This window comes from Thiothrix eikelboomii (assembly GCF_900167255.1).
In the GTDB taxonomy this organism is placed as follows: domain Bacteria; phylum Pseudomonadota; class Gammaproteobacteria; order Thiotrichales; family Thiotrichaceae; genus Thiolinea; species Thiolinea eikelboomii.
Map to the genome: position 1 here is coordinate 125,642 of NZ_FUYB01000001.1, position 13,279 is coordinate 138,920.

Sequence of the window (13,279 nt, forward strand, 5' to 3'; positions counted from 1 at the left end):
AGGGGGGGCATACTACACAGTTCAGCTTTGAAAAGCCATAAGCCAGATACTTAACTTATTTATTTTTACTAGCTAAAAAAATAAAAACTTTAAATTCAATAACTTAAAAATATCAAATTATTAAAAATACTAACCAACCTCCTGCCTTCAACTATTTAGGCATGATATAAACGGCTATAAACTCTATAAAACTAGACATCTCTTTAAGTAAAGGCTAGATCGTCTTAAGCCTACTCAAGTCAATTTAAAATAAATTTAACTATCATGTACTTACAAACAACAATAAATTTTTTACTAAAACTCTAACCCCACAAACACCGACCCGCTGATTTTTTAATCGCCTCCAAACGCTCGATATGCGCACTTAAATCCGCTTCACTCGCCCGAATCACTGGCAACCGAGTCCCCGCTTGCACACGCCGAATCAGTCCTGCCTGCTGAGCCGTACCACGTTGCTCATCACTCTCGCCCCCTAATTGCAAACTGACTTGTCCTCCGGTCATCGCCAGATAGACATCCGCGAGAATCTCCGCATCAAGTAAAGCCCCATGCAAACTACGGTGGCCATTATCAATGTTATAACGCTTACAGAGGGCATCTAAACTATTCCGCTGCCCGGGAAACAATTGACGAGCCATCACTAAAGTATCGGCAACCGTACAATATTCGGTGATCGTGTTATAAGCTTCGGTTAATAAGCTAAGCTCGTGGTTTAAAAAACCAAGATCAAACGGTGCATTATGAATAATCAATTCAGCACCTTGTAGATAACGAATCAGCTCAGGAGCAATCTGGTTAAAACGCGGCTTATCGGCTAAGAATTCATTTGTGATCCCGTGTACTTCAATCGCTTCTGCATCAATTTCTCGATCGGGTTGCAAGTAAAAATGAAAGTTATTCCCCGTTAACCGCCGACTCAGCATTTCTACACAACCAATCTCAATGATGCGATGCCCCTCTTTCGGGTCTAAGCCAGTGGTTTCTGTATCTAAAATAACTTGACGTGTCATGCTAATTTCCTTTCATCAATCGCCCGATTGGCAAGGCTGTCAACTCGCTCATTATCAGGATGCCCAGTATGTCCACGTACCCAGTTCCATTTGATATGATGCGGTTGAGCGGCTGCCTCTAGACGCTGCCATAAATCTTGATTTTTCACTGGCTGGCCACTGGCATTACGCCAACCTTTACGCTTCCAACCAACGAGCCACTCGGTCATGCCTTGCAAGACATATTTAGAATCCGTGGTCAGTACTACCTCACAAGGCTGCTTTAAGGCTTCCAAACCACGAATTGCCGCCATCAGCTCCATTTGATTATTCGTCGCTGCTGCTTGATAGCCATATAATTCACGCTCTTCCTCGGCATAGCGCAACAAAACGCCCCAACCACCAGGGCCTGGATTTCCACGGCAAGCACCATCTGTATATAACTCAACCTTCTTCACATTTTTACTCTCTTCTTGAGCGGTGTTACATAATGAGTACTGGTATGATTCACTGCGATCCCTGTTCTTAACCGTGCTTTAGTGGGGCGTAAACTCGGTTTTATTGGGATTAAACGTGAGACTTGCTTGCGTACATGAATAATTTGCACACTGCCAAAAGGTAATTGATATTTTTGCCCCAAATGATCTACCCACGCTAAGTGTTTGAAAATACTATCACTCCCTAAAGCAGGGCGAAAACCTAAGGTATAAGTCTGCAGCATTTCAAACCCCAAGACCCCAAACCAATCACGAATCCGTCTTTTTGTGTACATCGCTGGGCGATCAGGAACACGCCGCAAGTAATTCCAAGTTTGCCCTAGCCCACGCAAGCTCCACGGATTAAAACCAATTAAAATACAATGACCTTCAGGTACGAGAACACGCTCAAGCTCGCGCAAGACATGATGCGGTGAATGTGCATAATCTAAGACATGGCACCCAATTACCAAATCAATCTCATTAAAACCAATCGGTAGCGCTTCTGCCTTGGTCAACGCATCAGCCATTGAGGCGGAGGGATTAGTTGATAATTTGATGTGAGAACCAATCCGCGAATCAGACAACAAATTACAGTGCTCCACCATTAATCCGAGTTCGAGTGCATAATAACCAAAGACATCCTCAGTCATCGCGGTGACTAAATGACGCAACTCAGCGAGCACATAAGTACCTTCGGCCGTGCTATACCAACTCTGTAATTTGGCTATCTGTTGCTCAACTGAAGCGACAGGGTGGGTTAAAACAACAGGTGTTGCTTTTTTCTTGTTCATTCAATCAATACATATTATAGTCAGATGCAATTTACTTAATAACGATCAGCAAGCAGGGCCAGCAAACGAGGCAAAATCTTAATCTGACATTCCGGGCAGAGAAACACAACTATAAACACCAAACTGGGGTGAATTAGATCGTCCAGACCTGAACTTGCAATACCGATTTTATAATAAGGTCTATTGGGACTACATCATGGGGACATCCTTTTACCTCGCACCCGTCGCGGCGGTATGCGTTGTATTGTTTTTAAATGGCTGCAGCAATACCCAGCCAGAACTAGCCGTCGAATCCACACTAGAGCAGACAGCGACTATTCCAGCCGCTTTGCCGCTCGTTGAACAGCGTCGATTCAGTCGCTACCCTGCCACTAAACGCTCAACACCTGTGCGCCGTACTTGGATCACACAGGTAGTACGGCCACCCAGTCGGCTAGCATCGACTGCACCCCGTATCCAACGAGCGATGTATATTCCGACTATTAGCAGTAGCTATAGCCTTGATCAGGACTTTGACACTTGGTCGCGGGTATTTCGCCATTTCCAGCTCGCTGATTACTCAGGGCACCCACGGGTACAACAATATATTCGCTCTTATGCACAAAACCCGCAGCAATTAAGTATTCTATCTGATCGAGCGAGTGTGTTTTTGCACATGATTATTGAAGAAGTGACTCGCCGTGGGATGCCCGCCGAAGTCGCTTTATTGCCCTTTGTCGAAAGTGGTTTCGATGCTGATGTCTTCTCACATGCCGGTGCAGCGGGCTTATGGCAATTTATTCCTTCAACAGGACGTAATTATGGCCTCAAACAAACGGGCAATTATGATGCACGCATGGATCCTTTTGCTGCCACGGGCGCTGCTTTAAATTATCTGCAAAAGCTGAATCGACAATTTAATGGCGATTGGTTGCTTGCATTTGCCGCTTATAATTGTGGGGAAACCTGCGTGAGCCGAGCCGTGGCACAAGCTCAACAATCAGGTCTACAGCCGAGCTTCTGGAATTTATCCCTCCCTAAAGAAACCATGAACTATGTGCCGCGCCTGCTGGCCTTTAAAGAGCTGATTGGACGCTCAAGCACTTATGGCATCCGATTGCCCAGCACACCCAACTCAGCGCGCTTAGCACAAATGCGGATCAATAAGCCTGTAGATCTACGGTTAGCTGCGATGCAAGCAGGTTTACCTGCCAATCGCTTGACTGAATTAAACCCTTGTTTCCGCACGGGAGTAACGACGCCTGAACACTCGAATCGGATTATTCTCCCCCGCGAATATGCTGAGCGCCTAGCCCAAGTCATTCGCGTTATGCCAGCCTCGTATATATAGCGGATCCACGGTGGCAGATCGTCGTATGAGGGTTGAACTGTTGGCCAACTCCTTATAAGTTTGAGGTAGCATAGAATTCCCTTTGCTACCTTTAAGAGTCCAAGGCTATGGCACAATTGATCATCAGTCTTAATAAACAAATCATTAAAAAACTCACTTTGTCTGAAGCTAGCTATCTGATTGGACGCTCTAACCACTGTGATATTGTTCTCAATGAACGTACCGTGAGCGCTGAGCATGCTCATCTCGTGAGTGTGGGTGATGAGTGTTTTTTAGAAGATTTACACAGCACCAATGGTGTTTATGTGAATCATATTGCTAGGCAAAAACATTTATTAGTCGATAAAGACTCGGTGCGCATCGGTAAATACGAACTCTTGTTTCAAAATTCTAGCCCGCAGTGACTGACCAAGCTCAGCGTGAACTCTAGCAAAGCCAGCTACGTGCCAATACGAGTTAATCTGGTTTGATCGGTAGTTTCCTTAAATACCGAAACTAGCTAAGCTAAGATTTTTGCTCAGCACTCGCCATGTCCAAAGTTTTAACTGCGCACGAATTGCGCAAGCAGATCAAAAAACAGCGTGCTGCTCTACCAAAGCTAGAGCAGCAACGACTTTCTCGGCAAGCGGTTCAACATTTAAGTCGACATCGCCTGTTTAGATCAGCGCGTAATCTTGCTTTGTATTTGCCAGTACGCGGCGAAGCTGATCCTTGCTCCTTATTGCAAGCAGCCAAACCGGGGCAACGGTTTTTCTTGCCCGTTTTGAGCCTAGGCCATCATGCACAGTTAGTGTTTGTCGAATGGAATCGAGCAACACGCTTTCGCAACAATCGTTTTAACATTCCAGAGCCGCTCCTTGGGCGCTGCAAAATGCTCAATCCTCAACAACTTGATCTGGTTATTACGCCCTTGGTCGCTTTTGATGCACGGGGTACTCGTTTAGGGATGGGCGGTGGGTTTTATGATCGAAGTTTTGCCACTAAGTACTATTTAAAACAAGCTAAACCGTTTTTAGTCGGCTTAGCTTATCCCTTTCAAAAAGTCGACCATCTAGAGCGACAAGCTTGGGACATACCTCTAGATGCCAGTTGCACGGCTGATGGTTTTACATCCTACTAATACTTGAATATATTAGAATATTATTATATATTACATTCAATATAATCTTGCTTGGAGAGAACCATGAAAAAATTCCTAATTGCTCTTAGCCTATTCGGCTTAGCTAGCACCGCAAGTGCTAATTTCTTTGGCGGTGGTAATAATGGTGAGTGGAAAACTGGTCCTTATGGGCCTTACTGGGAAGAAAATGACTGGCCAGAATGGACGCCCATGTACTGGATGCAGGAAATGAGCGATAGCTTTAGCGGCGATGATGATAATAATGGCTTTAACTTCGGTAATCGCTTTGGCAATGGCAATATGCCCTTCTTTGGCAACAACTCCAATTATGGCTACGGTAATATGCCCTTCTTTGGCAACAACTCCAATTATGGCTATGGTAATAGCATGCCAATGATGCCTTATGGCTACATGCCAACGATGCCTTATGGAGTAGCGCCAACGCCGTATTACGGCGGTTATGGTATGCGGCCTATGCCAGCACCTATTGCACCGGCCTTACCTGTAGCACCTGCAGCGCCAGTCAACACTATACCAGGCCCGAATGTTTCCTCTGGAACAACGAATTAAAGCTAATTACTGGTCTCTGGCTTACAGACGCCAGCGCTATCTAAAGTACAAAAACCTGCTGGTAATTTAAGATCAGCAGGGGGCTGAGCAATATATTTATTGCTCGGCTGCCCCGCAACGACTGGCTGAGAAGCAGCATTATCTGCATTGAGGCTGACCACTTTAGCCGATTTTTCTGGCAGATCCGCTGTTTGCTCTTGACTCTTAAAGCGCTCTAAGCGCAATTCAGAAAAGTGGATACGTGCCTGCCATTGATCTTGTAGATAAGCCTGCTCTGCTTCCAACTGCTTTTTATCACTCGCATTTAAACCTAACTGAGCAACCGACTCAGACATAATCAATAAATGTTGCCAAGCTATTTCTGCTTGATTCAATAAAGCTAAGGCATGCTCCTCTGAACTGACTTCTTTTGCCAATTGTTCATAAGTGGCTTGCATCTCATTCAACTGTTCCCAATCACTGAGATACTGCGACTTAAGCTGCGGTTCAACGGCTGAGTCGATAGATGGCAAGGCCTGCATAACTGTAGAATGTGGCTTAAACGCAAATACCATACCGAATGAAATAATCAGCAATAAGCCAATAAACCCTGCATACGCCAGTTGCGATCCATAATGACTAAGCCAAGAACCTTTAGGAGGTTTTGGTTGTTTTAAGATTAATTTAGCCATAACGATTTAAACCTGTGAGGATTTATTAAGTGTAGTAAGGTTTCTGACACAAAACCTTAGAGTTCTAGAAAATAGCAAGCAGGACTAAAAACTCCAGCACGGACTAGATAGATGGTAATTAAATCTAGCTACTACGTCATTGCTTGAGAACACAAACGCTAGGGATAGTTCCTAAAAACAAAGATTTGTAGACACTCAAAGCCTCTAAATAGGTTGAGCTGAGCTGTCTGGTGGGGGAGCAGGTGTGGGGTTTACAGGCGGTTTAGCTAAGTCTTTTTGCAGCTGATTCATGCTCTCCTCTAAACTTTTACCCAGTTTATCAATATTTTCACTCAAGCTGCTATCCAAGCCTTTTAAGCTCTCTTGCATAAAACTATTGAGCTGATCGACAACCGCCCCCATCGCACCGCTCACCATCGAGCCTAAAGTTTTTTGTACATCCACTAGCCAACGATTATCATGCAAACTCAACACCGTGCGCAGTGGAATCTGCAGCTCGCCCTTATCGCCACCATAGAGTACGGTCGCAACTTCTGCTAAGCCATTTTCGATTTTAAGCTCGCCTGTTTCAAAGCGGCGTGCCGACATTTTTTTATTCTGCAATAGGCTAAGATATTGTGTGCTATCCCAAGTCGTTAAGGCTTTGGCCTTTTCCATATCCTCCTGCAAGATAGCTTCCCAAAACTCATTCGCCACTTGACGTGCATTCTGCTCGGTTGACTGACTACACGCCGTTAAGCTCAATAAACCCAATAAGCACACTAACACGAATAAGAATTGTAGAGGATAGTGGCGCGCTTGCATGTTTACACTCCTAATAATAGATCGGCCTCATCACTCACTAAGGATAGGCTCACTGTGGTGATTTGATTCTCTAGATCCACTGAAGTTGGGGGCTTAGTCATCACTTTACAATAATTAGGTGTATAACCGGTATAAATCAGCTCCCCTGCTTGCTCACGCCGCCGCTCCCATAACACCGGCACCCGCTGACCCAGTTGCTGGGCTAACCAAGCCTGTTGCGAGCACTCTGCTAATTGATGCAATGCTTGACTGCGTTGTTTTTTCACTGCTTCAGCAACTGGATTCGCCAAGCCAGCAGCTTTAGTCCCTTCTCGAGGTGAATAGCTAAAAATATGCACATGCCCAAAGCCAATTCGCTCAACAAAGCTCAGGGTAGCTTGCCACTCAGCCTCGGTCTCGCCGGGAAAGCCGACGATAATATCGGTCGTCACATTAAAATTAGGAATAGCTGCCCGCGCCTGACTGACTAATTGGGCAAACTCAGTGGTTTTACAACGACGTGCCATCCGCCTGAGTACAGAGTCTGCCCCACTTTGAATTGGCAAATGCATATGTGGCATTAACCGTGGATTGCTAAACAGGGTAAAGAAATCTTCAGGTAAATCCCAAGGCTCGACTGAAGCAAAACGAATGCGCGGAATATCGGTTTCAGCCAATAGGCGTTGAACTAAAGTGTAGAGCGAACTCGCTGCTAAATCACTGCCATACCCACCAACATGGACGCCAGTGAGAACAATTTCCTGAACACCTTGGCTAACTAATTGATTGATTTCTTCAATAATGGCAGCTTCACTACGACTATGTTCTTCACCACGAGCAACGGTAACGATACAGAAGGTACAACGATAACGACAGCCATCTTGAATTTTAATAAAGGCGCGATGGCGACCTCGCATAAATAAGCTATTCTCGCCCGGCTCGGTTGCAATCGCAGGCATCACCGGCAGAGCGAAAGTTTCCATGACCTTAGCTGGCAGTTGGTCTTTTTCCGCATTCGGCACGACCAAATCCACGCCTAAAGTTTCAGCCACCTCTGCCGCTTGTAAGGTCGCATAGCAGCCACTGACCACTAATTTAGCCGCCGGATTTTCACGATAAAGGCGATTTAATAAACGTCTTGATTTAGCTGAAGCCTCTTGAGTCACCGCACAGGTATTCAAAATCACGACATCCGCATCCGGTGCAGCAGTAACCATCGAATGCCCTGCTGCTCGGAAACCTTGTGACCATTGCTCTAACTCAGCTTCATTGAGTCGGCAACCTAAAGCTTTTAAATGTACTTTCATGGCAATAGCATCAAAAAAGTTAGAGTCCGTGCACTTGCCACGCGCCGTTAGATATTCTCTGGATGCAATTCAATCTCTGAACGCGCCCGTAAATCTTCCATAGCCGCGTCTAATTCACGTGCACCATTCACACTGCCATACATTTGCGCACTATTCTCTTCCAGAGTATTCGCGCCGTCTTCGACAGCTTTTAAAGCAATGACCGTATAATCACCATTGGCGAGCACACCTTTATCCCAGTCCAGTTGATCTTTGGCAGGCCGTGGCATAGTAAACGCCTTCGCAACCACTTCTGGTGCTAGAGTGCTCCCCGTGCGTTGAATAAAACCGGGTTTCTCAATCGCCTCTGCTTTCCCCAAACCAGAAGCGTCTAAAGCTGCCCAACCATTAACCTTAGTTTGTGCTAATAACTCATCACCTTTTTGGCTCGCTAATTGACGCGCACCTTGAGTTTTCAAAATTGCTATAATCTCAGGTTTTACTTCCTCCAAAGGCTTTTGGACAGCAGCCTCTTGAGCAGCTGAACGCAGGACAATCGCTTGAGTCTCGGAGACTTGAATCAGCTCAGAGTTTTTACCCTCTTTGAATACTTCATCTGAAAAAGCTGCTGCTAACAACTTGGGATCTGCTAACACACCTTCACCCTTCGTGCGTGTCAACCAACCCGACTCCTGAATAGTCGCATTCACAGCTTTAGCCGCAGGGCCTAAATCACCGCTTTGCTCATAAGCGACTGTTTGTAATTTCTCCGCCCCATCCATAAACAGCTTATCCGCTTCAGCACGGCGATAATCCTGTTCAACCTGAGCTTTCACTGCCTCATAGGTCTGTTGAACAGCAGCCTTGACACTATTCACACGAATCAACTCATAGCCTGCACCCGTTTTAACCGGTTCAGAGAGTTTGTTCACTTCAGCCGCAAACACTGCTTTCTCGAAATCAGGATCCCAACTACCTACTGCTACATCGCCGACGATACCGGCTGTTTCAGCGGTGGCCTTGTCATCAGAATCCGTTTTAGCTGCTTCTTCAAAGGTTTTTTTACCGGCTTGAATATCTGCATAAATAGCCTCAATTTTTTTCTTGGCTTCAGCATCTTGTGCAGGATCAGCGACAGCAATCAGAATATGACTGGTATTACGGGTTTCTGGGGTTAAATACCGATCTTTATGCTCTTCATAAAAAGCTTGGATACCAGCCTCATCCACCGGCACCGCTTTGGCCAAAGCCTCTAAATTCAAGTCAATATAAGCCACCTTCACTTTTTCTTCCGTCATGAACTGGCTTTTATTTTCATCATAGTACTTAGTAATTTGCTCATCCGTGATTGATACTTGTGGCTCGAAACTAGCCGCTTTAACCGTAAACAGCTCAAGCTCACGCTTTTGATTGCGTAAAGTTTGATACTGCTCCATCTGCGCTTTAGTAGCAAAAGCCGTGGTTTGTAAACCTTCACGAAATTGACCATTTGTTAGGTCATCACGCATTTGTTGCTCAAAAGCTGCTTGATTCCGCCGCTGAGAAGCAAGAAAACTTTCGTAGGTGGCTTTATCAAATTGACCGTCTTTTTGGAAGACACTAATCTCAGCAATCGCGGTGGCTACATCTTCGGTACTGGCTCGATAGCCTTCTTCTTTAGCTTTTTGCCGCAAGAGGACTTGATTGACGACATTGTTTAAAGCCATCGTTTTTAAACTATCATCCCCTAACTGAGTAGCCATCTGCCCAAACTGCTGACGGATACGCGCTAATTCCTGCTGAACCTCTTGTGCAGGTACATCCTCACCATTAACAATGGCAGCTGCTTTAGTCGAGCCACCCTCCATATAGGAATTAATCCCAAAGAGTGCGAATGGAATACTGATGAACCCGACGATGGCATAAGCAATCCAGCCTTTGGCTTTATCATGAATCGTTTGTAACATGTTTTTTCTGCGTATTATTTAAGTTGAACTGATCAGAACTGCCCGCCCTTAGGGCATAAGGCCGCATCATACAAAATGCCTAGCGCGAGGGGAAGAAAAAAGCAATGACTAAAAGGTTGGCGGAGTGGACGGGGCTCGAACCCGCGACCCCCGGCGTGACAGGCCGGTATTCTAACCAACTGAACTACCACTCCGCGAGAGAACTGTAGACATAAAAAAAGATGCTTCATGAGCATCCTTTAGCAATAAGTGGCGGAGTGGACGGGGCTCGAACCCGCGACCCCCGGCGTGACAGGCCGGTATTCTAACCAACTGAACTACCACTCCGCGAAAACAACATCCAACAATGGTGGGTGATGAGGGACTTGAACCCCCGACATTCGCCTTGTAAGGGCGACGCTCTACCAACTGAGCTAATCACCCGTTGTTGGAAGGCCGCTATTGTACTGCATCCTTTAGTGCTTTGCCAGCTTTAAATGCAGGAATTTTTGCAGCCGCAATTTCGATGGCTTCATTAGTGCGTGGATTACGCCCAGTGCGCGCCTGACGCTCACGAACGAGGAAAGTCCCAAAGCCGATTAAAGAAACTTGGTCACCTTTAGCCAAAGCTTCCGTCACGGTTTCTACCATGGCCTTGAACGCACGGTCGGTATCCGCTTTGGTCAGGCCTGACTTCGCAGAAACTGCATCGATCAATTCTGTTTTGTTCATGAAAAGAGTCCTTTGAATTCGTTATTTCAGGGAAACCGGAACACTCCTACTGCCGTTTTGTAGTAAAAAAACGACTAGCGTGAATATGCCTGACTGTTATACCAGCGACCTTGAAAAGGTGTCAACTAAATGACAGCGTAACAAGGCGTTTTCCTTAGGTTTCTTAGTGAGTTCGACTATTTTCCAGCTCTTCCTCACCCACCGAAGTCACGGGCGCTGTCGTATTTTCGCCTTCATCTTCATCAGCAGTCTCTGCGATCGGCTCAGGCATACGTTCCAAAGCTAAATTCAGAACTTCATCAATCCATTTAACAGGCCGAATTTCTAAGCCTTTTTTCACCGTATCGGGAACTTCCGCTAAATCCTTCTCATTGTCTTTCGGAATTAGGACTAAACGAATGCCACCTCGATGTGCCGCTAAGAGTTTTTCCTTCAGACCACCAATCGGCAGCACTTCACCCCGCAAGGTAATCTCACCCGTCATTGCGACATCAGCGCGCACGGGAATACCACTCATCGCCGAGACAATCGCCGTCACCATGCCAATCCCAGCACTTGGGCCATCCTTAGGCGTAGCACCTTCGGGTACATGAATATGCACATTATGCTTACGCAAGAAATTGCGGGAAATACCCAGCATTTGCGCACGACTTTTTACAACCGTTTCTGCTGCATAAATCGACTCTTTCATCACCTCGCCTAAGCGACCCGTGCTCTTAATCGCCCCCGACCCCGGCAACAGTGCACTTTCAATCGTGAGTAAATCCCCGCCCACAGAAGTCCACGCTAAACCAGTGACTTGGCCGATCTGATTTTCTTTGCCACCACGACCATAATCAAATTGCTGTACGCCCAAATATTTTTCAAGATTTTTGGGGGTGACGGTTGATTTGGTCTTTTTGCTTAGCAAATGCTGCTTGACTGCTTTACGGCATAATTTAGAAATCTCACGATCTAAATTACGCACTCCAGCCTCACGGGTGTAATGGCGGATAATATCTAATACCGTTGCATCACTAATCACCAGCTCGCCCTCTTTTAAGCCATTCGCTTTGAGCTGCTTGGGGATTAAATAATTACGCGCAATATTGAGCTTTTCATCCTCGGTATAACCGGGAATACGAATCACCTCCATCCGATCCAATAACGGCCCTGGAATGCGCATACTATTTGAGGTAGCCACAAACATCACATCCGACAAGTCAAAATCAACTTCTAAATAATGATCCGCAAAAGTATGATTCTGCTCAGGGTCTAACACCTCTAACAAAGCCGAAGCAGGGTCACCACGGAAATCCGTCGCCATCTTGTCGATTTCATCCAACAAAAATAATGGATTACGTGTGCCTACTCGAGATAAGTTTTGGATAATTTTGCCGGGCAACGAGCCAATATAAGTACGACGATGCCCACGAATTTCCGCTTCGTCTCTAACCCCACCTAAAGCCATGCGCGTAAACTTGCGGCCAGTAGCACGAGCAATTGACTGCCCTAACGAGGTTTTACCAACGCCTGGAGGTCCCACTAAACAAAGAATAGGGCCTTTGATTTTCTTCACACGCTGCTGAACTGCTAAGAACTCTAAAATCCGTTCTTTCACTTCATCCAAGCCATAGTGGTCTTCGTTAAGAATTTTTTCTGCTACCGATAAATCGGACAATACCTTGGATTTTTTCCGCCAAGGCAACCCGACCATCCAGTCAATATAATTACGCACCACCGTCGCCTCAGCTGACATCGGTGACATCATTTTGAGCTTATTAAGTTCAGCCGTGGCTTTATCACGCGCTTCTTTGCTCATGCCTGCTTTATGGATACGGCGAGACAGCTCTTCGACTTCGCTGGGGCTTTCGTCCATATCGCCGAGTTCTTTTTGAATCGCTTTAATTTGCTCATTCAAATAGTACTCACGTTGACTACGCTCCATTTGTTGTTTAACGCGCCCGCGAATTTTCTTTTCCACTTGGAGTAAATCAAGCTCATTTTCGATCAGTTCAATTAAGCTCTGAATCCGCGCTTCCACGCCTAAAGTTTCTAGCAATACCTGTTTTTGCGCGATTTTCAAACCTAGATGGGCGGCGACGGTATCAGCCAACCGCACAGGGTCTTCAATGCTGGTGAGGGAAGATAAAATCTCGGGGGGAACTTTTTTATTGAGCTTCACGTATTGCTCAAACAAATTGATCAGTGAACGCCCCATGACCTCCACTTTACGCTCTTCTGTATCCAAGATCGAAGGACGTAATTCGATTTCTGCAGAAAAATACGGGCTTTCATCATCAATCGCGACCATTTCTGCACGCTCTAACCCCTCGACCAACACTTTAAGCGTGCCATCAGGTAATTTGAGTAATTGTAAAATGGTGGCAAGGGTGCCTAAGGTATGGACATCGGTCAGCTCGGGATCATCCACTTCGGCACTTTTTTGCGCCACTAACAGGACTTGCTTATCGGTGGACATTGCCGCATCAAGCGCTTGGATAGAGCGTTGGCGACCTACAAATAATGGAATAACCATATACGGGTAAACAACGACATCCCGTAACGGTAGAACGGGGACAATTAATCTGTCCGTATCAATATTTTTATCAGACATTTAATAA

Annotated in this window: 13 protein-coding genes and 3 tRNA genes; 4 read left to right on the forward strand and 12 right to left on the reverse strand. The window is 45.9% G+C overall.

The genetic code is table 11. The annotated features are described in order from the left end of the window. Window positions 1–302: 302 nt before the first annotated feature. The 3 genes from dnaQ to B5D50_RS00585 are packed head-to-tail and all read right to left on the reverse strand — an operon-like array spanning window position 303 to window position 2,259. Window positions 303–1,010 carry a DNA polymerase III subunit epsilon gene (gene dnaQ / locus B5D50_RS00575; RefSeq protein WP_078920633.1) on the reverse strand — a complete coding sequence of 236 codons (708 nt, stop codon included), beginning with the start codon at window positions 1,008–1,010 and terminating at the stop codon, window positions 303–305. Next, the gene (gene rnhA / locus B5D50_RS00580; RefSeq protein WP_078920634.1) at window positions 1,007–1,447 is read right to left on the reverse strand and encodes a ribonuclease HI; all 441 of its coding nucleotides are present in this window, start codon (window positions 1,445–1,447) and stop codon (window positions 1,007–1,009) included. The genes dnaQ and rnhA overlap by 4 nt, the downstream gene beginning before the upstream one ends. Next, window positions 1,444–2,259 (reverse strand): class I SAM-dependent methyltransferase, encoded by an 816-nt coding sequence (locus B5D50_RS00585; protein WP_078920635.1) that lies wholly within the window; start codon window positions 2,257–2,259, stop codon window positions 1,444–1,446. Before B5D50_RS00585 ends, rnhA begins: the two co-directional genes overlap by 4 nt. A gap of 196 nt (window positions 2,260–2,455) precedes the next feature. Here B5D50_RS00585 and B5D50_RS00590 point away from each other — a divergent pair, with 196 nt between their 5' ends. The 4 genes from B5D50_RS00590 to B5D50_RS00605 all read left to right on the forward strand — a co-directional run bounded on the left by B5D50_RS00590 (window position 2,456) and on the right by B5D50_RS00605 (window position 5,279). Next, window positions 2,456–3,589, forward strand: a complete 1,134-nt coding sequence (locus B5D50_RS00590; RefSeq protein WP_078920636.1) for a transglycosylase SLT domain-containing protein — start codon at window positions 2,456–2,458, stop codon at window positions 3,587–3,589. Between the two features lie 107 nt (window positions 3,590–3,696). Then, on the forward strand, window positions 3,697–3,993 hold the full coding sequence (locus B5D50_RS00595; RefSeq protein ID WP_078920637.1) for an FHA domain-containing protein: 297 nt from the start codon (window positions 3,697–3,699) through the stop codon (window positions 3,991–3,993). 125 nt (window positions 3,994–4,118) lie between these two features. Then, a complete protein-coding gene (locus tag B5D50_RS00600; protein WP_078920638.1) occupies window positions 4,119–4,709 on the forward strand; it encodes a 5-formyltetrahydrofolate cyclo-ligase in 591 nt (196 codons plus the stop codon). 63 nt (window positions 4,710–4,772) lie between these two features. Beyond that, window positions 4,773–5,279 carry a hypothetical protein gene (locus B5D50_RS00605; protein WP_078920639.1) on the forward strand — a complete coding sequence of 169 codons (507 nt, stop codon included), beginning with the start codon at window positions 4,773–4,775 and terminating at the stop codon, window positions 5,277–5,279. Between the two features lie 2 nt (window positions 5,280–5,281). Here the strand turns inward: B5D50_RS00605 and B5D50_RS00610 are convergent, their stop codons facing one another. The 9 genes from B5D50_RS00610 to lon all read right to left on the reverse strand — a co-directional run bounded on the left by B5D50_RS00610 (window position 5,282) and on the right by lon (window position 13,272). Beyond that, window positions 5,282–5,950, reverse strand: coding sequence for a hypothetical protein (locus B5D50_RS00610; RefSeq protein WP_078920640.1), 669 nt, complete (start codon window positions 5,948–5,950; stop codon window positions 5,282–5,284). 204 nt (window positions 5,951–6,154) lie between these two features. After that, a complete protein-coding gene (locus B5D50_RS00615) occupies window positions 6,155–6,754 on the reverse strand; it encodes a hypothetical protein (protein ID WP_078920641.1) in 600 nt (199 codons plus the stop codon). Between the two features lie 2 nt (window positions 6,755–6,756). Further along, the gene (mtaB, locus tag B5D50_RS00620) at window positions 6,757–8,040 is read right to left on the reverse strand and encodes a tRNA (N(6)-L-threonylcarbamoyladenosine(37)-C(2))-methylthiotransferase MtaB (RefSeq protein ID WP_078920642.1); all 1,284 of its coding nucleotides are present in this window, start codon (window positions 8,038–8,040) and stop codon (window positions 6,757–6,759) included. Window positions 8,041–8,087: 47 nt separating this feature from the next. Then, window positions 8,088–9,965 carry a SurA N-terminal domain-containing protein gene (locus B5D50_RS00625; RefSeq protein ID WP_078920643.1) on the reverse strand — a complete coding sequence of 626 codons (1,878 nt, stop codon included), beginning with the start codon at window positions 9,963–9,965 and terminating at the stop codon, window positions 8,088–8,090. A 117-nt stretch (window positions 9,966–10,082) separates the two neighbouring features. Continuing rightward, window positions 10,083–10,159: transfer RNA gene (locus B5D50_RS00630), tRNA-Asp, on the reverse strand. A gap of 56 nt (window positions 10,160–10,215) precedes the next feature. Beyond that, window positions 10,216–10,292: transfer RNA gene (locus B5D50_RS00635), tRNA-Asp, on the reverse strand. 20 nt (window positions 10,293–10,312) lie between these two features. Further along, window positions 10,313–10,388 (reverse strand) — tRNA-Val (locus B5D50_RS00640). Window positions 10,389–10,403: 15 nt separating this feature from the next. After that, on the reverse strand, window positions 10,404–10,676 hold the full coding sequence (locus tag B5D50_RS00645; protein WP_078920644.1) for an HU family DNA-binding protein: 273 nt from the start codon (window positions 10,674–10,676) through the stop codon (window positions 10,404–10,406). Between the two features lie 163 nt (window positions 10,677–10,839). Beyond that, window positions 10,840–13,272: an endopeptidase La gene (gene lon / locus B5D50_RS00650; RefSeq protein WP_078920645.1), complete on the reverse strand. Its 2,433-nt coding sequence runs from the start codon at window positions 13,270–13,272 to the stop codon at window positions 10,840–10,842. Window positions 13,273–13,279 lie beyond the last annotated feature (7 nt).